Origin of the sequence: Geothrix sp. SG200 (assembly GCF_022808935.1) — a bacterium.
In the GTDB taxonomy this organism is placed as follows: Bacteria; Acidobacteriota; Holophagae; order Holophagales; family Holophagaceae; genus Geothrix; species Geothrix alkalitolerans.
This window is the reverse complement of sequence record NZ_JAKZFR010000003.1, coordinates 40,361-61,435: the sequence shown is the minus strand read 5'-3', so window position 1 is coordinate 61,435 and position 21,075 is coordinate 40,361. Positions and strand designations below refer to the sequence as shown.

The window sequence follows — 21,075 nt, the reverse complement described above, 5'->3', positions numbered from 1 at the left end:
AGAAGTATCGGCCCCGCGGCGCCGCCGGACCTACCTTGGGGACCCGATCCCGGAGGAGCCATGACCAAGCTCAAAGGCACCCGCACCCACCAGAACCTGAAGGACGCCTTCGCGGGCGAATCCCAGGCCAACCGCCGCTACCTCTACTTCGCCAAGGTCGCCGACATCGAGGGCTACCCGGAGGTGGCCGGCAACTTCAAGGAGACGGCCGACGGCGAGACCGGCCACGCCCACGGGCACCTGGACTACCTGAAGGCCGTGGGCGATCCCGCCACGGACCTGCCCATCGGCGACACCGCCCTGAACCTCAAGTCCGCCATCGCCGGCGAGACCCACGAGTACACGGACATGTACCCGGGCATGGCCAAGACCGCCCGCGAGGAGGGCTTCGCCGAGATCGCCGACTGGTTCGAGACCCTGGCCAAGGCCGAGAAGAGCCACGCCGGCCGCTTCCAGAAGATGCTCGAGTCCATCAGCTGAAAGAAGAACGCGAAGGGCGTCAAGGAAGCGAAGAACGCCAAGCAGTCATTTTTGAATTCGTGGTTCTTCGCCCCATTCGCGCTCTTCGCGTTCCAGATCCTTTCGAGGTGACGCATGGCCGAGCGCTACTCGGTGGGTGACCACGACCGCCCGCACACCACGCCCGGTGAGCGCATCAGCTATCTGGCGGGAAAGAGCACGGTCTACGACCCGGCGGATCCCCGCTACTGGGACGAGGCCTTGCTGAAGGAGGAGGTGGAGCGGGCCTTTGAGATCTGCCACGGCTGCCGCATGTGCTTCAAGTACTGCGACGCCTTCCCGGGCCTCTTCGCCCTGCTGGACGAGACGCACCACGGCGACGTTCGCGCCCTCTCGAAGGCGGAGCGCGACGGCGTCATGGACGACTGCTTCCAGTGCAAGCTCTGCGAGGTGCAGTGCCCCTACACGCCGCGGGAGGGCCACGCCTTCGCCCTGGACTTCCCCAGGCTCGTCCACCGCTACCAGGCCCAGCGCCGACGGCGCGAGGGCGGCACCCTGCGCGACCAGCTCCTGGGCGACCCGGATCTCTCCGCCAAGCTGGCCCGAGCCTCCTTCGGCCTGGCCAACACCATGAACCGGGTGGCGATCCACCGCTGGTTCATGGAGAAGACGCTGGGCATCCACCGGGAGGCTCACCTGCCGGACTTCGCCTCCGCCACCTTCGAGGCCTGGGCCGAGAAGAGCGGCCGCATCCAGGCGCGGCCCGGCGCCGAGGCCGTGCTCTTCCAGACCTGCATCGTGCAGAACAACGAGCCCCAGCTCGGCAAGGACACCCTGGAGGTGCTGGAGAAGAACGGCTGCCGGGCGGGCTGCGTGAAGGGCCTCCAGTGCTGCGGCATGCCCGCCTGGGAGCACGGCGACCTGGACAGCCTCCGGAAGCAGGCCCACGCCAACCTGGACGCGCTCATGCCCCACGTGGAGGCGGGCTCGCTGGTGCTGGCCATCAACCCCACCTGCGCCATGATGCTGCGCCAGGAGTACCCGGAGCTGTTGGAGGGCGAGGACCGCGAGCGGGCGAAAAAGCTCGCCGCCGCCGTGCGGGACCCGGCGGAGTTCCTCTGGTCCATCCGGAACGAGCCCCGGGCCAACTGGAGCTTCGAATCCAGCCCGGGCCCCATCGCCTACCACGCCCCCTGCCACCTGCGCGCCCAGCGGGTGGGCTTCAAGGGCCGCGACCTGCTGAAGAAGATCCCCGGCGTCTCCATCGTCTCCGTGATGGAGTGCTGCGGCCACGACGGCACCTACGCCATGCGCGCCGAGACCTACGAGGCCAGCCGCCGCGTGGGCCAGAAGGCCTTCACAGGCATGCAGGCCGCGGCGGAGGCCGAGGTCTGGGCCACGGAGTGCCCCCTGGCGGGCATGCAGTTCGAACAGCACGCCGGGCGGCGGGCCCTGCACCCCATGACGATCCTGGCCCGGGCCTACCGCAAGGACGGCTTCCCGAACCCCGCGGCCCGGGAGGCGCCATGAGGGCGAAGGTCGAGCGCGCCGAGATCCTGGACTTCCTCACCTACGCGGACCGGCGGGACGCCATCCGGGCTTCCGCCATGGCTGCCAAGGACCTACGCCGGGTCCACCTGGGCGACCACCTCACGCTGCTCTTCGAGAACCAGGAGACCATCCGCTACCAGATCCAGGAGATGGTCCGCGCCGAGCAGATGGTGCGCGAGTCGGACATCCGGCACGAGCTGGACACCTACAACGCGGTTCTCGGCGGCGAGGGGGAGCTGGGCTGCACCCTGCTCATCGAGATCCCCGATGCCGCCCTGCGCCCCGTGCTCCTCCGCCGCTGGCGGGGCCTCCCGGGCCACCTGCACCTGACCTTCACGGACGGAAGCCGCGAGTCGGCCCGCTTCGACGCGGCCCAGATGGACGAGGCGCGCCTCTCCTCCGTCCAGTTCCTCATCTTCCCTGTGGGCGACCGCACCCCCGTGGGCGTGCTGGTGGACCTGCCGGAGCTCGCGGTCGGCACCCCCCTCAGCCCCGCCACCCGGCGGGCCCTGCTGGAGGACCTGGGTCGGCTCCCGGCGGAGGCATAATGCCTCCATGCCCGACCTCGACCTTGCCCCCCTGGAGTGCCGCGTCCTCGGCTGCCTGCTGGAGAAGCAGCTCAGCACGCCGGATGCCTACCCGCTTTCGTTGAACGCCCTGGTGAACGCCTGCAATCAGTCCAGCAACCGGGACCCCGTGCTGGCGGTGTCGGAGGCCGAGGTACAGGCGGCGGTGGATGCGCTCATGGCCCGGGGTTTGGCGGAAACCTGGCCGGGCCGGGTGACGAAGTTCGCCCACACGGCCAAGCCCACCTGGAACCTCTCCGTGCAGGAGGCGGCCCTGCTGGCGGAGTTGCTGCTGCGGGGCCCGCAGACGCCCGGCGAGCTGCGCACGAACACGAAGCGCATGTACACCTTCCCGGACCTGACGGAGCTGGAGGGCTGCCTCGCGGCCCTGATGGAGGCCGAGCCCCCCCTGGCCGTGCGCCTGACCCGGGCCCCGGGCGCGCGGGAGGCGAGGGTGGCGCACCTGCTCGCGGGTCCGGTGGCGGCCGAGGCCGCTCCCGCCAAGTCCACCCTTCCCTCGGCGCCAGGCCGGGTGGAACAACTGGAGGCCGAGGTCGCCTCGCTGCGCGAGGAACTGGCGAACCTGCGCCAGGCCTTCGAGGCCTTCAAGGCCCTGTTCTAGGACCGTCAGGCCCTAGAGATCCCCGTAGGCCACATTCAGGGCCCGGAGGCCGGCCACCAGGTCGCCCCGGCGGGCGGGATCCACCTGGAGCACCAGGTGGAAGGGCTGGGGGGCCAGGTCCTCGGCGACGTCGGCCAGGACGGCCATCAGCGTGACCCCATCCTCAGGCGAGGCGTCCTGAAGGAGCTGGTCCGCCTCCAGCACCAGGAAGGCGCCGCCCTCGGGCAGGTCCGAGAGGCAGTCCCGCAGGCTGTCCCAGGTGCCGCCGAAGTGGGGGGGGAACTGGGCCGCGGCGGCCCATTCGTCCAGGAGCCCCGCCCGGGTCCGCATGCGGTCGCCCCGCAGCCAGCGGAGCAACCGGCCGGTCTCCGCGGGCGCGGCATCCACCAGGGCGGAGGCGGACCCGGACCACACGTGCACGCGGGGCCGCTGGGTCGAAGCCAGAAAGGACCAGTCCAGGCGGCCAGCCATCACTTCACCTCGGTGAAGGTGCGGTAGTGGTCCGCTGTGTACCAGGCCCGGCCGTCGCTGCCGGTCACCAGGCGCTCGGCGCCGCGGTTGCGCCCCTCGGCCTTCGGATGCACGTCCCACTCGCGGTACTCGATGCGCTTGCGGCGGGCGTCGTAGCGGGGCAGCACGCCTTCGTAGTTCCCGAAGACCCGCCCCCCAATGTACCCGGGTGCGGCGTAGCCGTGCTTCCGGATGTAGGCCAGGGTCTCCCGGGCCGACGCGGGAATCATGTCGTTCGGCGAGGCCTGACGCACCTGGGCCGGGGGCTGCGCCGCTGGCTGGGCTGGGGGCACCGCCCCCGGGCCGCAAGCCAGCGGGGCCATCAGCGCGGCCAGGAGCGCCAAGCCACCGGCCAGGTGTGCGAGGGTCCTCCGCCAGCGGGTCATGGGGACTCCGGAAAGGGTTTCCAGTCTACTCCGGCTCTCCCGAGCCGATTAGGCCTTGGAGGACCCGGCCTCCAGGACGCCGCCATGCCGCTTGTCCGCTCGCAGCAGAAGGAAGGCGAAGACGAGCCCCGCCAGGCCCAGTCCCGCGAACATGACCTGGGTGGAGGTGTAGGTGCCCGTCACGTCCCGCAGCTTGCCGTTGAGGTAGGGGAACAGCGCCAGCCCCAGGTTCTGGATGGCCGTCATCAGGCCGAAGGCCGTGCCCACCCGGTTCTCCTCCACCACCAGGGGCACGGAAGGCCACATGGCGGCGGGCACCAGCACGAAGGCCGCGCCCAGCATCACCATCATCGGGATGGGGTTCCAGTGGGTGATGCCCATCAGGAGGTGGGCCGGGATCATCAGCAGGGAGCCCACCACCATCAAGGAGGCGCGCCGGCCCAGGCGATCCACCAGGTCCCCCGCGAAGGGCGCGAAGAACATCGAGGCGGCGATGGCGATGCTCGTGATCCCAGGGGCGGTGCTGAACATGTGGGTGAAGTTGTAGAAGACCCGGGTCAGGAACCCGCCGTTCGAGGCGCTGACCAGGGGGATCCCCCACTTGTCGTGGAACATGTCCGTGGAGAGGGCGGTGAACGGGAAGATGGCGCTGTAGAAGGTCACGCAGAGCAGCACCACGAACCAGTAGGACGACGTGAACTTCTTGAGGTCGGAGAAGACGATCTTGTCGCCGGCGCCGGCCTTCGGCAGGGACAGCTCGCGTTCGCCGTGCCGGTCCATGGCCACGAAGACCAGGTTGCAGACCACGGAGAAGAGGCAGAGCAGGGCCGCAGCCCAGAGGGCCGTGCGGAAGCTGTGGAAGTGGTCCGCGATGAGCTCCTCGGTGTTGAAGGAGAACAGCGTGCCCACCCGGCTGAGGGTCAGCGCGATCCCGAAGGCCATGGCCATCTCCTTGCCCTTGAACCAGCGGCTGATGATGGCGCTCTGGACCACGATGAGGGATTCGGAGCCGGCGCCGAAGATCAGCCGTCCGAAGATGAGCATCCACTTGCCCTTCGCCACTGCCACGATGACCGCGCCCAGGAAGACGAGGGTGCTGAACAACAGGCTGGCCTTGCGGGGCCCCAGCTTGTCGTAGAGCATGCCGCCGAAGAACACGATGGCGATGGCGGCCACGGAATAGGCCGTATAGAGGTTGCCGATGGTGCTCCGGTCGAGGTTCAGCTCCCGCATCAGCGTGGTCTCGAGGGCCCCGATGCTGTCGTAGGCGAAGTAGCTCCCCAGCACCAGCAGGCTGATGAAGATCAGGATCGTGAACCGGTAGAGCCGGGTGCTCGGATGGAAGGCACCGGGAATCGCGGAGGTCATCGTGGGGTCCTCAGGTGGGCCGGGGTGTCAGCGGAAACAAAGGGGGGAAAACCGGAGTGGCTCGATCCCCCGATGGTGACAGGGGCCTCCCCAAACCTCTCAAATAGAATTGATTCTCATAAAAATTCATAACTCTTAACAGGGATGATTTGCCTTCTGCCACCTAGGATTCATTCACGCACCCCAGTCCTTGTCATCCCCATCCACCCATCCGGAGCTTAGACTCCCTGGAGGTCATCATGCCATCCCGTCTCACCCTTCGCCTTGCCGCCGCCGCCCTTCTGGTGGTCCCGGCCTTCGCCGCCCGTCCCGTGGACAGCTCTCTCGCCAACGAGGCGGCCCGTCACCTGGACGCCCGCGTCTTCCAGCTGGGCCTGGACCGGAATGCCGGCTTCGCCACCAAGAACGTCTTCGAAGAGGCCACCGGCGAGGCCCACGTCCGCATGAACCAGTTCTACAAGGGCGTGCGCGTGTTCGAGGGCGAGACCATCGTCCACATGAAGGGCGGCGCCGTCACGGGCCGCACGGACGCCCTGGTCCGCGGCCTCAACCTGAACGTCACGCCCACCCTCGGCGCCTCCGAGGCCCTGGCCGTGGCCCACCAGTCCCTGGCCCCCAAGGGCGCCTACGCCCACACGCCCACCTCCGAGCTCGTGGTGGTGACCGTCGGCCAGCCCACCCTGGCCTACCACATCCACACGGAGCTGGAGAACGGCGCCGAGGAGACCCGCCACACCGACTTCCTCGTGGACGCCCACAGCGGCGCCATCCTGGAGCAGTGGAGCACCCTGCACACCGCCGCCGCCAACGGCACCGGCAACAGCCAGTACTCCGGCGTGGTGGCCCTGAACACCAATAGCCTGGCCAGCGGCTACGAGCTGCGGGACACGGTCCGCGGCATGAACTTCGACACCCGCGACCTGAACCACGCCACCACCGGCAACGGCACCACCTACACCGATGCCGACAACACCTGGGGCGACGGCGCGAACTACGTCTCCGGCGCCAGCACCACCTCCGCCAACGGCCAGACCGCGGCGGTGGACGCGCACTACGGCGTGGGCCTCACCTACGACTTCTACAAGAACATCTTCGGCCGCAACGGCATCGACGGGAACGGCACCGCCACCTACAGCCGCGTGCACTACAGCAGCGCCTACGACAACGCCTTCTGGTCCGACAGCTGCTTCTGCATGACCTACGGCGACGGCTCCTCCTTCAAGTCCCTCGAGTCCATCGACGTGGCCGGCCACGAGATGAGCCACGGCGTCTGTGCCCGCACCGCCAACCTCACCTACCGCGGTGAGTCCGGCGGCCTGAACGAAGCCAACTCGGACATCTTCGGCACCATGGTCGAGTTCATGGCCCACGGGGGCGGCACCACCACCGTGCCCAACTACAGCAACATCACCTCGACCATCAACGTCTACTGGACCGGAACCACCACCCCCACGCCTTCCACCAGCAAGGCCGTGCCCGCCGCCAACTACTACATCGGCGAGCAGCTGGCCACCGCCAGCTACTACCGGCCCCTGCGCTTCATGCACAAGCCCAGCCTGGACGGCAAGAGCCCCGACGCCTGGTCCAAGTCCCTCGGCCGCCTGGACGTCCACTACAGCTCCGGCGTCGCGAACCACTTCTTCTTCCTCCTGTCCCACGGCAGCCAGATCGACACCTTCTCCGACGGCATCCAGTCCCCCATGGCCAACGGCGTCACCAGCATCGCCGGCCTGGGCAACGACAAGGCCTCCCGCATCTGGTATCGCGCCCTCACGGTCTACATGACCAGCAGCACCAACTACGCCGGTGCCCGCACCGCCACCCTGAGCGCCGCCGCCGACCTCTACGGCGCCGCCTCCGTGGAATACAACACCGTGAACACCGCCTGGAAGGCCGTCAACGTCCTCTAGGACCACGGCTCCATCCCCCACAGCGCCCCGGGTTCCCGGGGCGCTGTTCGTTCCGGGCGGCTTCCCTCACGGGAGCCCCTGCCTGATAGTGGTGCTTGATGACCGTCTCCACCCGGCGCACCTGCCCCAGCTGCCAGACCCGCCTCTCCCCCCTCGCGGCGGAATGTCCGGAGTGCGGCCTGGCCCTGGCGCCGCCGCGGCGGGGGCGCCCCATGCTCTTCCAGGCCTCGGCCCTGGCGCAGGTGCCCCTCGAAGCCTCCCCCCGGGCCCTGACCGCCCCCGCCCTGGGCCGGGTTCCGGAAGTGGCGGTGGAGGTGGCCCCCGAGGAGCTGCAGCGAACCGACGCCGGCGATCCCCTCCCCGCCCCCGGGTTCCACCCCCAGGCCGTCCTCGGGATCCAGGATCCCAGCTCCAGCTTCTGGCCCCTGGTGAAGGTAGAAGCCGCCGAGGCGCTCCTGCTCGCCCTCGTCCAGGGCCTGACCCTGGTCCTCCCGGCCTGGGCCCTGGGCATCTCCCCCCTGCGGCTTCTCGCCGGGGCCTGGCCCTTCGTGGTGCCCTATCTGTTCGCGACGTCCTGGATCCTCTTCATGGCGCCCCTGGTGCTCACGGGCCAGTCTCCGCTCATGGCGCCCTTCGGCGTGACCCTGCCCGAGAACGCCCCGGAGCGGCGCATCACCTTCTCGCTCGTGCATCTCATCTCGGTGGCCTGCTTCCCCCTCAGCTTCCTCTGCATGGTGCTGAGCCCCCGGCACCAGACCCTGGGAGAGCTGCTCAGCGGCCAGGAGCTGCTGACGCGCCCCACGGGCCGGATGCGCTGAAGGGCGCTCCCTTCCTGCTTGGGGCCTACTGGGGCAGATGCATGGGCACGGACGTGACGATCACGCCGGGCTTCACGAGCAGGGCGGCCTTGATGCGCAGGGCGCTCTGGTTGTGCAGGAACTGCTGCCACCACTTGGGGGCGATGAACTCCGGCAGGATGACCGTGAGGACCAGCTCAGGCTCCGCGAGCCGGATGCGGTCCACCTCCGCCAGGATCGGCTCCACGACCTTGCGGTAGGGGCTTGGGATGCAGCGCAGGGGCACGCCCATGCCGTAGATGGTCCAATCCGCCCGCAGCTTCTCCATGGCCCTGCTCTCCCGGACGCCGTCGGAGCCCAGGTCCACCGTCAGGGCCTCCACGCGGTCCCCGGCGACGTGGCGGCCGTAGAGCAGGGACTGCACCACCCCCCGGTGGATGCTGTTCACCAGCACCAGGGCATGGTGCTTGGTGGGCAGGGTGGCGTCCGTTCGGCTGGCGGCCAGCTTGCCCTTCACGCCGACATAGTGGCGGCGGATGTTGAAGTGCACCACCACCAGGGCCGGCACCAGGAGGATCACGATCCAGGCCCCGTGGATGAACTTGGTGACGGCAATGTCGAGCAGCACCACGAAGGCGGTGATGGCCCCCAGGCCGTTGATGGCCGCCTTCAGGTGCCAGTGCCGGCCCCTCACCTTCCTCCAGTGGGCCACCATGCCTGTCTGGCTGATGGTGAAGCCCATGAACACGCCCGCGGCGTAGAGGGGCAGCAGGATGTCCGTGTTGGCATGGAAGACCCAGACCAGCACCCCCGAGAAGAAGAAGAGGATGAGGATGCCGTTGGAGAACACCAGGCGGTCGCCCTGGCTCGCGAACTGGCGGGGCAGGAACCCGTCCCGGGCCTGGAGCGCCGCCAGGCGGGGGAAATCCGCGAAGGCCGTATTGGCCGCCACCACCAGGATCGCGAAGGTGAATCCCTGGACCACGTAGTAGACCAGCTTCGGCAACCCGTGGCTCACGTCGCCCAGGATGGCCTTGTTCAGCTTGGACAGGAGCGTCTCGGCCACCACCGCGGGATCCGCACTGTGCTGGTAGGTCACGCCAAACCGGTGGGCCAGGAGCGTGATCCCCAGGAACATGACCGCCAGCAGCCCCACCATCCACAGCATGGTCTTGGCGGCATTGGGGCCGGCGGGGTCCCTGAAGGCCGTCGTGCCGTTGCTGATGGCCTCGACGCCGGTCAGAGCCGTGCATCCGGCGCTGTAGGCCCGCATGAACACCCAGGCCATGGTGAGGCCCGCCAGGTGCGTGCCTTGCTCCATGGCCGCCTGCGCCTGGACCGGCGTGGGCCCGCCCGCGATCACCAGCTTCAGCGTCCCGTAGCCGAGCACCACGAGGATGCTGATGACGAAGCCGTAGGTGGGGATGGCGAACAGGCCGCCGCTCTCCTTGACCCCGCGGAGGTTCATGAGGGCGATGAAGCCGATGGCCGCCAGAGTCAGGGAGACGTTGTGCCCCTCCAGGGCCGGAAGGGCCGCCGTGATGGCCGCCACGCCCGAGGACACGGACACGGCCACCGTCAGGATGTAGTCCAGGAGCAGGGAGGCTCCGGCGGTCAGGGCGGCGAGGTCGCCCAGGTTCTCCATGGCGACGATGTAGGCCCCGCCGCCGCCGGGATAGGCCAGGATGGTCTGCCGGTAGCTGACGGCCAGGATGGCCAGCAGGGCCACGATGCCCAGGGCCACCGGGATGGACCAGCCGAACAGGGCATAGCCCGCGGCTCCGGCCAGGGCCCCGGCTCCGAGGGCATGGCCCACCGTGCTGGACAGGGAGGCCATGATCTCCTGGGTGGCATAGGCCACCGAGGACAGGGCGTCGGAACTGAACACCGCCAGGGCGACAGGATTGCTGATCTTGGTGTGCTGCGTCTCTTCGCTGGAGAGCCGACGTCCCAGCAGGATCCGCCTCAAGCTCTGCATCCGTGTCTCCCGGACAGAACGCTACTCCAGTATGGGCTCCAGGTGGTAGGGGATCGAGATCACCACAGTCTTGGGCTTCATGAGCAGGGTGCCCTTGATGCGCCAGGCGGTCTGGTTGTGCAGGAGGTTGGCCCACCAGTGGCCCGTGACGAATTCCGGCAGGATCACGGTGATGGTGTACTCCGGCTCCACGCGGCGCATGCGGTCCAGCTCCTCCACGATGGGCTCCACGATCTTGCGGTAGGGGCTGCGGATGGACCGGAGGGGGATGCCCTCGCAGTACCGCGGCCAGTCGGACCGCAGCTTCTCCAGGGCGGCGCTGTCGCGGCCGTGCTCATCGGGGAAGTCGACGGTGAGGGCCTCGACTTCGCCGTGATCCGCGATGACCTTGGCATAGTTCAGGGACTGCACCACGCCGGAGTGGATACCGGAGACGAGCACCACCACGCGGTTCTTGCGGGGCGTGATGAAGTCCGCCCGACTGCCGGCCAGGATGGACTTCACGCGGATGTAGTGCCGGTGGATGTTGAAGAAGGTCATCACCATGAGGGGCAGGACCAGCACCACCACCCAGGCCCCATGGGTGAACTTCGTCAGGATGATCACCGTCATGACGACCAGGGTGGTGAGGCCCCCGGCGCCGTTGATCAGCGACTTGAAGACCCACCGGCGGCCGCGGAGCTTCAGCCAGTGCCGGACCATGCCCATCTGGGACAGCGTGAACCCCAGGAAGACGCCCACGGCGTAGAGCGGCAGCAGGTGGTGCTCACGGGCGTTGAAGATCCACAGGAGGACGCCCGAGAGGAAGGACAGGATGAAGATGCCGTTGGAGAACACCAGGCGATCGCCCTGGCTGGAGAACTGGCGGGGCAGGAAGCCGTCGCGGGCCATCATGGCCGCCAGGCGCGGGAAGTCCGCATAGGCCGTGTTGGCCGCCAGGCAGAGGATCAGCATGGTGAAGGCCTGCATGAGCAGGTAGGTGATGTGAGGAAGCCCCGGCCCGTTCCCCAAAATCCGGTGCTCCAGCATGGACAGCAGCGATTCGCCCTCGCCGGTGTACATGATGCCGAAGTGGTTGGACAACCAGGTGATGCCCAGGAACATGGCGCCGAGCATCAGCACCATGGCGATCATGGTCTTGCCCGCGTTCCGCGCCGTGGGCTCCCGGAAGGCCGATACCCCGTTGGAGATGGCCTCCACGCCCGTGAGGGCCGTGCAGCCGGCGGCATAGGCCTTCATGAACACCCAGATGGCGATCCAGCCCGGCAGGGGCGGCGCCACCACCGCGTGATGTTCCCCCGCGGCCACGCCTCCCGCGAAGTAGCGCCAGAACCCGAGCCCGATGATCGCGAACATCGAGATCACGAACCCGTAGGTCGGAACGGAGAACACCGCCCCGCTCTCCTTCACCCCCCGCAGGTTCATCAGCCCGATGAAGGCCACCACGGCCAGGGCGAGGGCCACCCGGTGGGTGTCCGCCCCGGGAAAGGCGCTGGTGATGGCGGTGACGCCGGCGGAGACGCTCACGGCCACCGTCAGCACGTAGTCCACCAGCAGGGAGGCGCCCGCCACCTGGGCCGGGAGCTCGCCCAGGTTCTCCTTGGCCACGATGTAGGCGCCGCCACCGCTGGGGTAGGCGAAGATGGTCTGCCGGTAGCTGATGGTGAGGATGGTCAGCAGCAGCACGATGCCCACGGCCACGGGCCAGGACCAGGACAGCACCGCCGGCCCGAAGGCTGCCATGGCCATGTAGGGGCCCAGGGCGGCCATGATTTCCCCGGTGGCATAGGCCACGGAGGAGAGCGCGTCGGAGCTGAACACCGCCAGGGCGACGGGGTTGCTGATGCGGGCCTCGTGGCTTTCCTCGCTGGCGAGGCGGCGGCCCAGCAGGAGGCGTCGGACATTGGCCATGTTCAAGGCTCCTGGTTCAGCGGGCCATCAGCCAGAGGCCGGAGAGGGTGGCCGCGAGTCCCACCAGCTTGGAGGGCTGGAGCTGCTCGCGGAAGAGGAGGAAGGCCATCAGGGCCACGAGGATGAAGTTCGCATTCATGATGCCCACGCCCACGGCGGCCTTGGCGCCCCGAAAGAAGCTTTCGTTCACGGCGATCAGGGCCGCCGCGGTGGCGATCCCGGCCACCAGGGCCCAGGCCGTGGCTCCGGCGGGCGCGCCAGGGCGCCCGCGCCACAGCCAGTAGGCCAGCGCCAGGGGCACCTCGCCGGCCACCACCCAGAAGAGCACCGCCGCCGGAGGCAGCCCGTGGTGACCCGCGGCCTTCATGCCCAGGTTGCCCAGGCCCATGAGGACCATCGCCGCCATTGCCCAACCCAACCACGCCATACCCGGCACACCCCAAAGGAACCCATTATGGGGGCAGGCGCAGGCTGTGGGGACAAGGGTTGACGGACGCCACAGGCGCCGGGGTCCTTCCGCCTGGGGGCGGACGGGTTGGAGATTCCGGTCCGCTACGGGAAACTGGAGGTTCGCAAGGAGGGCGGATGCCCCGATTCTCGAAGCGCGTGGGCCGCGAAGTGCTCGAAGGACACCCCCGCCTCCCCGAGTGGATCACCAAGGAGCGGGTGAAACTGGGCGACCTCCACGGCATGAAGGCGGGCCTGCGGGATTCGCACCTGCACACCGTCTGCGAGGAGGCCCGCTGTCCCAACCGGACCCACTGCTTCACCCATGGCACGGCCACCTTCCTCCTCATGGGCGAGGTCTGCACCCGCGCCTGCGGCTTCTGCAGCATCCAGAGCGGCAAGCCGAGGGCCCTGGACCCCCACGAGCCCGCCGAGACGGCCGAGCGCGTGGCCGCGCTCGGCCTGCGCTTCGCTGTGCTGACCTCCGTGAACCGGGACGACCTGCCGGATGGCGGCGCCGCCCACTTCGCCGAGACCGTGCTGGCCATCAAGCGCCGCAACCCCGGCGTGGGCGTGGAGGTGCTGGTGCCGGACTTCCTGGGCGATCTCGACGCCGTGGCCCGGGTGGTGGCCGCGGGCCCCGCTGTCTTCAACCACAACACGGAGACCGTGCCCAGCCTCTACCCCGAAGTGCGGCCCGCGGGGCGCTTCGAGCGCAGCCTCCGCGTGCTGGCGCACGCGAAGGAGATGGGAAGAGCCCTGTACGGTGAGGCATTCCGCACCAAGAGCGGCCTCATGCTCGGCCTGGGCGAGACCGAATTCGAGCTGATGACGACCCTCGAGGCCCTGGCCGCCCATGGCGTCAACATCCTCACCCTGGGCCAGTACCTGCGCCCCACCCGCCACCAGCTGCCCGTGAAGCGCTACGTGCATCCGGACGAGTTCGCCGCCCTGGGCGCCAAGGCCAAGGCCTTCGGCTTCCAGACCGTCTACGCCGGACCCCTCGTGCGCTCCAGCTTCAACGCCCACGAAGTCGCAGGCATGGAAGGCATCAGCATCGCCTGAGGCTTGCTTCACCGCGGGATTTCGGACTCAGTCCCGCCGCGGATCCACCACGATGGCCACGGGCTCGGCGGGGCAGGCGAAGACGCAGAGGCCGCAGCCCGTGCAGGCCTCCGCCTCCACCACCGGATGCCCCACGGCCTCGCCCTCGGCCGGCGGGGCGATGCGGATGGCCTCCTCCGGGTAGGGGCAGCGGTCCACGCACACGCGGCAGGCGCGGGGCTCCCGGTCCACGTCGCCCCAGGTGACGCAGAGGCTCGGCTTCACGCGGGCCGTGCCCATGCGGACGGCCTTCGGTCCCTCGATCACCGTGCCGTCCCGGAGGGTCCGCGTGGGCCAGACCAGGGCCTCGTCGTCGCATTCGGCCACGCAGGGCAGCGTGGTGCAGAGGAAGCAGGGGATGCTGCGCGGGTCGAGGTAGGGCGTCTTCAGGCCCAGGCCCGCGTTGGGGCCCGCCTTGAGGATGGCGTTCTCGGGACAGGCCCGCATGCACTTGTCGCAGCGGGTGCACTTGGTGAGGAACTCCAGCTCGTCCAGGGCCCCGGGGGGCCGCAGCAGCTTGGGCCCAAGGTTCGTCACCGCCTCCTCGACCCTATTGGCCACGAAGCCGGCGAACAAGGTGCCGAGGGACTTGAAGAAGTCGCCTCGTTCCTGGGGTTCGTCCAGCTTCTTCGCCATCGCCGCCTCAGTCCATGAGTCCCAGTACCCGCATGGTGGGCCGCAGGGTCCCCCAGAGCACGGGGTCGAAGCCCAGGGTGAGGACGGCGGCCTTCCCGTCCCCCGCGAGGTCCAGGTGGGCCAGGAGGTCCGCGCTTACGGCCACATCGCGGGAGCTGGGCGCCGCGTCCACCCAGGCCACCCCGACCGGAGCCGCCTTCTTCGCCAGGGACTGCCCCTCCGCGGCGCGGATCTGAAGGACCAGGAGGTCCCCGTGGAACGAGGGCACGCGAATCTCCATGAGCCGGCCCTTGCCCGCGACCGGAGGGACCGGCACCACCTCGAAGGCCTGGCGGTAACCCAGCTTGGCGAGGTCCGGATCCTCGCCGTTGAGGACGGCCAGGGTCTGCTCCACGAGCCCATCCAGGCCCCGGTCGCCCATCCAGGCCACGGACCGCAGGTGGGTGCCGCCGACGTCGCCGATGCCCTCCAGCAGGGACGGCAGAAGCGCCAGCACCTGCTCCAGGGCCGGGCGCCCCCTGAGGGACTTCACCCCCTGGGGCCACCGGCCCGCCAGGGGCACGGGGTCGACCCGGGCCTCGGGCTCGGCCCGCAGGTCCAGGATGCGCCCCGGGAACCCCTCCAGGAAGGAGGGCTCGGGTGTGTCAGCGAGGATCACCGCGTCCAGGCCCTCCAGCAGCGCGGGATCGGGGGCGAAGACCACCAGGTCCCCCTCCTCCTCCGCCAGGGTGAGCGGACCGATGGACAAGGGCACCACCGAGGCATCCTGCGCCTCCAGCGCGTTCACGAGTTCGCGACCCAGCAGTGTCTGGGCGCCGATGACGGCGAGCTTCAGCATGTCGTACCTTTCGATGTCGGTGTCAGACGCGGACGGCGGCCTCGTCGGCCGGAGCGTGATCCTTCAGGGCGGCGGCCACCGGGCCCGCCAGGAAGGTCCGCACCTGGTCACCGGCCCGGCCCGTGAAGCGGCCGGCATCCAGCAGAGCGGCCAGCTCGGACTCGGTCATGGCCCAGGCGGGATCCGCCGCCAGGAGCTTCAGCAGCTCGTTGGGACGGCCCTCGGCCTTGATGCGGCGGCCGGCCTCCAGGGCGGCCACGCGGAAGCGCTCGTGCAGGTCCTGGCGGTCCCCTCCCCGCTTCACGGCCTCCATGAGCAGCACCTCGGCGGCCATGAAGGGCAGCTCCTGGGCCAGGCGCGCCTCGATCATCTTCGGGTAGACGACGAGGCCCGAGGCCACGTTGCGCAGCAGCACCAGAATGGCGTCCGCCGCCAGCAGGCCCTGGCTGATGGTGAGGCGCCGGTGGGCGCTGTCGTCCAGGGTGCGCTCCATCCACTGGCTGGCGCTGGTCTGGTAGCTGGAGGGCATGAGGCCCAGCACGAAGCGGGCGAGGCTGTTGATCCGCTCGCTGCGCATGGGGTTCCGCTTGTAGGGCATGGCGGAAGATCCGATCTGCTTCGACTCGAAGGGCTCTTCCACCTCCTTGAGGTGCTGGAGCAGGCGCAGGTCGCAGGCGAACTTCGAGGCGCTGGCCGCGATGCCGCAGAGCACCTGGCCGATGCGGTCCTCCAGCTTGCGGGTGGCGGTCTGCCCGCTGACGGGGATGGCCGGGAAGCCCACCTTCCCGCAGAAGCGCCGCTCCAGGGCTTCGACCTTGTCGCCGTCGCCCTCGAACAGCTCGAGGAAGCTGGCCTGGGTGCCCGTGGTGCCCTTCACGCCGCGCACGGGCGTGGTGTGGATGAGGTGGTCCAGGTCCTCCAGGTCCAGCAGCAGATCCTGGATCCACAGGCTGGCCCGCTTGCCCACGGTGGTGGGCTGGGCGGGCTGGAAGTGGGTGAAGCCCAGCGTCGGCTGGTCCTTCCACTGGCCCGCGAAGGTGGCCAGCGAGGCGATCACGTCCTGGAGGCGGCGGCGCAGCAGGGCCAGGGCCTCCTGCACGATGAGCAGGTCGCCGTTGTCCGTCACGAAGCAGCTGGTGGCGCCCAGGTGGATGATGGGCCGGGCACCGGGCGCCTGCTCGCCCCAGGCGTGGATGGCGGCCATCACATCGTGGCGCAACGCGGACTCATGCCTCGCGATGGCGTCCAGGTCCACCTCGTCCTGGGTGGCCCTCAGCTCGGCAATCTGGGCCGCCGTGACCGGAAGGCCCAGCTCGGATTCGGCCTCCGCCAGGGCGATCCACAGCCGCCGCCACACCCGCTGGCGGTAGAGGGGCGAGAGCAGGCGCACCATGGCCTTGCTCGCGTAGCGGCTGGCCAGGGGATGCTCGAAACGCTCCAGGTCGGATCCGTCGTGGGGCGGGAGGAAGGGCATGGGAACTCCGGCCTTCCAGTGTCTCACAGGCTCCGACCTGTGATTCCGCTCACGAAGAGGCTTCCATGCCCTGCTCGAAGCGCGGCTAGGATAGGGCATCACCCTGGAGCCTCCGCCATGTACGAAGTGATCCGAACCTCCGATCCCGCTGTGTTCCAGGCCCTGGAGCTGGAGGTGCAGCGCCAGCGGCATCACCTGGAGCTCATCGCGTCGGAGAACTACGCCTCCCGCGCGGTCATGCAGACCATGGGATCGCACTTCACCAACAAGTACGCGGAGGGCTACCCGGGCAAGCGCTACTACGGCGGCTGCAGCCAGGTGGACATCGTGGAGAACCTGGCCCGCGACCGCGCCAAGCAGATCTTCGGCGCCGAGCACGCCAACGTGCAGCCCCACAGCGGCGCCCAGGCCAACATGGCGGTCTACCTCGCCGCCTTGAAGCCCGGCGACACGGTGATGGGCCTCGACCTGGCCCATGGCGGCCACCTCACCCACGGGCATCCGCTGAACAGCTCCGGCATCCTCTACAAGTTCGTGCCCTACCACGTGCGCCAGGAGGACGAGCGCGTGGACATGGACGAGGTGCGCGCCCTCGCCAAGCAGCACAACCCCAAGATGATCGTGGTGGGGGCCTCGGCCTACAGCCGCACCTGGAACTTCCCCCTCTTCCGGGAGATCTGCGACGAGGTCGGCGCCATGCTCATGGTGGACATGGCCCACATCGCCGGGCTGGTGGCCACGGGACATCACCCCAACCCCGTGCCGCACGCGGATTTCGTCACCACCACCACCCACAAGACCCTCCGGGGCCCCCGCGGCGGCATGATTCTCTGTAAATCCCAATATGCCAAAGATTTGGATCGTTCCGTCTTCCCGGGTGTCCAGGGCGGCCCCCTCATGCATGTCATCGCCGCCAAGGCTGTGGCCCTGCACGAGATCATGCAGCCCGAGTTCAAGGCCTACAGCGGCCAGGTGATCCGCAACGCCCACGCCCTGGCCAAGGGCCTGCAGGAGCGCGGCTGGCGCATCGTCAGCGGCGGCACGGACAACCACCTCTTCCTCGTGGACCTGCGGGACCACGACCTCCTGGGCCACGAAGCGGAATCCTGCCTCCACCGGGCCGGCATGACCACCAACAAGAACGGCATCCCCTTCGACCCCAACCCGCCCCTCAAGCCCTCCGGCGTCCGCCTGGGCAGCCCCGCCCTCACCACCCGCGGCATGAAGGAGGAGGAGATGGACCAGATCGCCCGCTTCTTCGACGTGACCCTGCGGCACCGGGCCGACGAATGCACCTTCGCCCGCATCCGCCAGGAAGTGTTCCATCTGACGGACCAGTTCCCCATTCCCGAGTAATCCGTTCCATCACGGACCCTGGACCGCCGCCAAAACGCCTCGCGTTTTGGCGGTATGTTTTTGGAGGAGGAAACGTGCTCGCCGATGGGTTGTTCGTTTATGGCTCCCTGCGGGAGGGTGGGTCGAACCACGCCTGGCTGGTGCGGACCCATCCCGAGGGACTCACCCGGGCCTGGGTGGCGGGGCGGCTCTTCCACCTGCCGGCAGGCTACCCCGCCCTGGTGCCGGAGCCCGATCCTGCGGAGCCGCCGCCGGGTCCCGGCTGGGTGCGAGGCGACTTCGTAGGGTACGAGGACGAGGGGGATCTCGATTCCGCCCTGGCCGACTTGGACCCCCTGGAAGGTGTGGAGGAGGGCCTCTTCACCCGCGAAATCCGCCCCGTGGTCCTCGAAGGAGGCCACCACTACCGCGCCTGGGTCTATGTGTTCCATGTGGAACGCCTGCCCCGATTAGAACGAGAGGCCATCGAGCTGCCCGATGGGGACTGGGCGTCTTACCTCTGACGAAAAACGGCGCGAACCGCGCCGTTTTTCGCATGTCTAAAGCCAGGGGTAACTATAACCCCAGCTTCGGCTGTTCGCCGCCCTCGTCGGGGCCGGGATGGGCGGCCTCGCTTTCGATCAGCTCCTCCTCCTCGTCCAGGGCCATGGCGCTGGCGTCGATCTTGGCCAGGCCCACCACGCGGTCCTCGGCGCTGGCCAGCTTGAGGAGGCTGACGCCCTGGGCGTTGCGGCCGGTCTTGCGGACCTCGTCGATGAGGAAACGGATGACCATGCCCTCCTGGCTGATGAGGAGGCAACCTTCCCCAGGCTTGACGAGCTTGAAGCCCACCACCTGGCCGTTGCGGACCCCGGCCCGGATGTTGATGACGCCCGTGCCGCCTCGGCCCTGGAGCCGGTAGTCCTGGAGGAGGCTACGCTTGCCGTAGCCCTTCTCGCAGACCGTGAGCAGCATGCCGTGGTCTTCGGTGCTTTCGTCGGGCTCCACGCCCTCCGGCAGGTCCGGCAAGGGGTCCGCCACCTCCATGTCCACGATGTGGTCGCCCTTGGCCAACTTCATGCCCCGGACGCCGGTGGTGGCGCGCCCCGTGGCCCGGACGTCCTCCTCCGGGAAGCGGATGGCCTTGCCCTGGGCCGTGGCCAGGACGATCTGCTGCTGGCCCGTGGAGCGCCGCACGGCGACCAGCGTGTTGCCGTCGTCGATGTTGAGGGCGATGAGGCCGTTGGACCGGATGTTGGCATAGGCCGCCAGGCTCGACTTCTTGACCGTGCCATCGCTGGTGGCGAAGACCAGGTTCTCCCCCTCGGGGAAGTCCCGCAGGGCCATGAGGGTCACCACGTTCTCCCCGTCCTTCAGGGAGATGAGGTTCCGGATGTGCTTGCCCCGGGTGGAGGCGGCGGCCTCGGGCAGGTCGTAGACCTTCAGGGCATAGACGATGCCCTTGTCCGTGAAGGCCATGAGGGTGTCGTGGGCCTTGGTCATGAAGAGCTGCTCGACGAAGTCCTCGTCCTTGGTCTTCATGCCCACCTTGCCCTTCCCGCCCCGCCGCTGGCGGCGGTAGGCGGTGAGGTCCGTGCGTTTGATGTAGCCGGCCTTGGACATGGTGACGACCATGGGATCGTCGGGCACCACGTCCTCCATGCGGATCTCGCCGGAGTAGCCGGTGATCTCGGTGCGCCGGTCGTTGCCGAACTGCTCGGCCACCTGCTGGAACTCCTCCTTGATGACCTTCAGGAGCAGCTTCTCGTCGGCCAGGATGGCCTTGAGCTTGGCGATGAGCTTTTCCAGCTCGGCCAGCTCGTCGAGGATCTTCTCCCGCTCCAGTCCCGTGAGGCGCTGGAGGCGCATGTCCAGGATGGCCTGGGCCTGCACGGCGGACAGGCAGAGGCTGGGATCCTTCTTGAGGGCCGCGGCGCTGGCGAAGGCGCCCGCCATGAGGCCGGCCTTGGCCTCCTCGGGGGTCTTGGCGGCCCGGATGAGCTTGATGACGGCATCCAGATGGTCCAGGGCGATCTTGAGGCCCAGCAGGACGTGGTGCCGCTCCTCCGCCTTCCGCAACTGGAAGAGGGTTCGGCGGGTGACCACCTCGCGCCGGAAGCCGATGAACTCCTGCAGCACCTCCCGGAGGGTGCAGATGCGGGGCTGGCCGTTCACGATGGCCAGCATGGTGATGGGGAAGCTGTTCTGGAGCTGGGTCAGCTGGTAGAGCTGGTTCAGCACGATGTCGCTGGGCTCGTTCTTCTTCAGCTCCACCACCAGGCGGATGCCCTCGCGGTCGCTCTCGTCCCGCAGGTCGCTGATGCCGTCGATCTTCTTCTCGCGGACGAGGTCGGCGATCTTCTCAATGAGCGTGGCCTTGTTCACCTGGTAGGGCAGCTCGGTGAAGACGATCTGCTCGCGGTCGCCGGCCCGACGGATCTGCTCCACGTGGGACTTGGCCCGCACCACGCACCGGCCGCGGCCCGTGCGGTAGGCATCCACCACGCCCTCGGTGCCCAGCATGAGGCCGCCGCCGGGGAAGTCCGGCCCCTTGATGTGGGCCATGAGGCCATCCAGGCCCGTCGCAGGGTGGTCGATGAGGGTCACCAGGGCCGAGCAGCACTCCCGCAGGTTGTGGGGGGGGATGCTGGTGGCCATGCCCACCGCGATGCCCTGAGAGCCGTTCACCAGCAGGTTGGGGAAGCGGGTGGGCAGGACGAGGGGCTCCTGCATGCTGCCGTCGTAGTTGGGGCCGAAATCCACCGTGTCCTGGTCGATGTCGCCCATCATCTCGTTGGCCAGCCGGGAGAGGCGGGCCTCGGTGTAGCGCATGGCCGCGGCCGAGTCGCCGTCGATGGACCCGAAGTTGCCCTGGCCGTCCACCAGCACGTGGCGCATGGAGAAGGGCTGGGCCATGCGGACGAGGGTGTCGTAGATGGCCGAATCGCCATGGGGGTGGTACTTACCCATCACGTCGCCCACGGTGCGGGCGGACTTCTTGTAGGCCCGGTTCCAGTCGTTCCCCGCCTCGCCCATGGCGAACAGCACACGGCGGTGCACGGGCTTGAGGCCGTCCCGCACATCGGGCAGGGCCCGGCCCACGATGACGCTCATGGCGTAGTCCAGGTAGGACTTCCGCATTTCCTTTTCGATTTCCAGGGGCTCGATGCGATTCAGGTTCAT

The 21,075-nt window shown here is 68.7% G+C and carries 19 protein-coding genes; 9 read left to right on the top strand and 10 right to left on the bottom strand.

Annotated features, from left to right (window positions below):
* The first annotated feature begins 60 nt into the window (after positions 1-60).
* From ML539_RS08115 to ML539_RS08100, 4 genes are all read left to right on the top strand, one after another.
* Positions 61-480, top strand: coding sequence for a rubrerythrin family protein (locus ML539_RS08115; protein ID WP_243287429.1), 420 nt, complete (start codon positions 61-63; stop codon positions 478-480).
* 114 nt (positions 481-594) lie between these two features.
* On the top strand, positions 595-1,989 hold the full coding sequence (locus ML539_RS08110) for a heterodisulfide reductase-related iron-sulfur binding cluster (RefSeq protein WP_243322387.1): 1,395 nt from the start codon (positions 595-597) through the stop codon (positions 1,987-1,989).
* Entirely contained in the window at positions 1,986-2,558 is a 573-nt protein-coding gene (locus ML539_RS08105; protein ID WP_243322385.1) for a DUF3501 family protein, read from the top strand. Before ML539_RS08110 ends, ML539_RS08105 begins: the two co-directional genes overlap by 4 nt.
* 7 nt (positions 2,559-2,565) lie before the next feature.
* A complete protein-coding gene (locus ML539_RS08100; protein WP_243322384.1) occupies positions 2,566-3,198 on the top strand; it encodes a YceH family protein in 633 nt (210 codons plus the stop codon).
* A gap of 12 nt (positions 3,199-3,210) precedes the next feature.
* Here ML539_RS08100 and ML539_RS08095 read toward each other — a convergent pair whose 3' ends face one another.
* Genes ML539_RS08095 through ML539_RS08085 form a run of 3 tightly spaced genes read right to left on the bottom strand, consistent with a single transcriptional unit; the run spans position 3,211 to position 5,462 of the window.
* Positions 3,211-3,669, bottom strand: a complete 459-nt coding sequence (locus ML539_RS08095; RefSeq protein WP_243322381.1) for a barstar family protein — start codon at positions 3,667-3,669, stop codon at positions 3,211-3,213.
* The gene (locus ML539_RS08090) at positions 3,669-4,094 is read right to left on the bottom strand and encodes a ribonuclease domain-containing protein (RefSeq protein WP_243322379.1); all 426 of its coding nucleotides are present in this window, start codon (positions 4,092-4,094) and stop codon (positions 3,669-3,671) included. The genes ML539_RS08095 and ML539_RS08090 overlap by 1 nt, the downstream gene beginning before the upstream one ends.
* Positions 4,095-4,142: 48 nt before the next feature.
* Complete coding sequence (locus ML539_RS08085) at positions 4,143-5,462, bottom strand: MFS transporter (protein ID WP_243322376.1); 1,320 nt, start codon at positions 5,460-5,462, stop codon at positions 4,143-4,145.
* A 239-nt stretch (positions 5,463-5,701) separates the two neighbouring features.
* On the opposite strand from ML539_RS08085, the gene ML539_RS08080 reads away from it, so the two are divergent.
* Both ML539_RS08080 and ML539_RS08075 read left to right on the top strand, forming a co-directional pair.
* The gene (locus ML539_RS08080; RefSeq protein ID WP_243322375.1) at positions 5,702-7,372 is read left to right on the top strand and encodes a M4 family metallopeptidase; all 1,671 of its coding nucleotides are present in this window, start codon (positions 5,702-5,704) and stop codon (positions 7,370-7,372) included.
* A gap of 98 nt (positions 7,373-7,470) precedes the next feature.
* Positions 7,471-8,190 carry an FYDLN acid domain-containing protein gene (locus tag ML539_RS08075; protein ID WP_243322373.1) on the top strand — a complete coding sequence of 240 codons (720 nt, stop codon included), beginning with the start codon at positions 7,471-7,473 and terminating at the stop codon, positions 8,188-8,190.
* A gap of 25 nt (positions 8,191-8,215) precedes the next feature.
* Here ML539_RS08075 and ML539_RS08070 read toward each other — a convergent pair whose 3' ends face one another.
* Genes ML539_RS08070 through ML539_RS08060 form a run of 3 tightly spaced genes read right to left on the bottom strand, consistent with a single transcriptional unit; the run spans position 8,216 to position 12,485 of the window.
* On the bottom strand, positions 8,216-10,147 hold the full coding sequence (locus tag ML539_RS08070; protein ID WP_243322372.1) for an APC family permease: 1,932 nt from the start codon (positions 10,145-10,147) through the stop codon (positions 8,216-8,218).
* A 21-nt stretch (positions 10,148-10,168) separates the two neighbouring features.
* On the bottom strand, positions 10,169-12,058 hold the full coding sequence (locus tag ML539_RS08065; RefSeq protein WP_243322370.1) for an APC family permease: 1,890 nt from the start codon (positions 12,056-12,058) through the stop codon (positions 10,169-10,171).
* Positions 12,059-12,074: 16 nt separating this feature from the next.
* Complete coding sequence (locus ML539_RS08060) at positions 12,075-12,485, bottom strand: EamA family transporter (protein WP_279341239.1); 411 nt, start codon at positions 12,483-12,485, stop codon at positions 12,075-12,077.
* Positions 12,486-12,643: 158 nt separating this feature from the next.
* Here ML539_RS08060 and lipA point away from each other — a divergent pair, with 158 nt between their 5' ends.
* On the top strand, positions 12,644-13,570 hold the full coding sequence (gene lipA / locus ML539_RS08055) for a lipoyl synthase (protein ID WP_243322368.1): 927 nt from the start codon (positions 12,644-12,646) through the stop codon (positions 13,568-13,570).
* 27 nt (positions 13,571-13,597) lie between these two features.
* On the opposite strand, the gene ML539_RS08050 is transcribed toward lipA, so the two are convergent.
* From ML539_RS08050 to purB, 3 genes are read right to left on the bottom strand one after another with little or no spacing between them, the layout of a single operon-like run.
* Complete coding sequence (locus ML539_RS08050; protein WP_243322367.1) at positions 13,598-14,245, bottom strand: 4Fe-4S dicluster domain-containing protein; 648 nt, start codon at positions 14,243-14,245, stop codon at positions 13,598-13,600.
* Positions 14,246-14,252: 7 nt separating this feature from the next.
* Entirely contained in the window at positions 14,253-15,083 is an 831-nt protein-coding gene (locus tag ML539_RS08045; RefSeq protein WP_243322366.1) for a hypothetical protein, read from the bottom strand.
* 22 nt (positions 15,084-15,105) lie between these two features.
* On the bottom strand, positions 15,106-16,557 hold the full coding sequence (gene purB, locus ML539_RS08040; RefSeq protein ID WP_243322365.1) for an adenylosuccinate lyase: 1,452 nt from the start codon (positions 16,555-16,557) through the stop codon (positions 15,106-15,108).
* 117 nt (positions 16,558-16,674) lie between these two features.
* Here purB and glyA point away from each other — a divergent pair, with 117 nt between their 5' ends.
* On the top strand, positions 16,675-17,913 hold the full coding sequence (gene glyA / locus ML539_RS08035) for a serine hydroxymethyltransferase (protein WP_243322364.1): 1,239 nt from the start codon (positions 16,675-16,677) through the stop codon (positions 17,911-17,913).
* Between the two features lie 74 nt (positions 17,914-17,987).
* Complete coding sequence (locus ML539_RS08030) at positions 17,988-18,416, top strand: gamma-glutamylcyclotransferase family protein (RefSeq protein WP_243322362.1); 429 nt, start codon at positions 17,988-17,990, stop codon at positions 18,414-18,416.
* Positions 18,417-18,468: 52 nt separating this feature from the next.
* Here ML539_RS08030 and gyrA read toward each other — a convergent pair whose 3' ends face one another.
* On the bottom strand, positions 18,469-21,075 hold the full coding sequence (gene gyrA / locus ML539_RS08025) for a DNA gyrase subunit A (protein WP_243322360.1): 2,607 nt from the start codon (positions 21,073-21,075) through the stop codon (positions 18,469-18,471).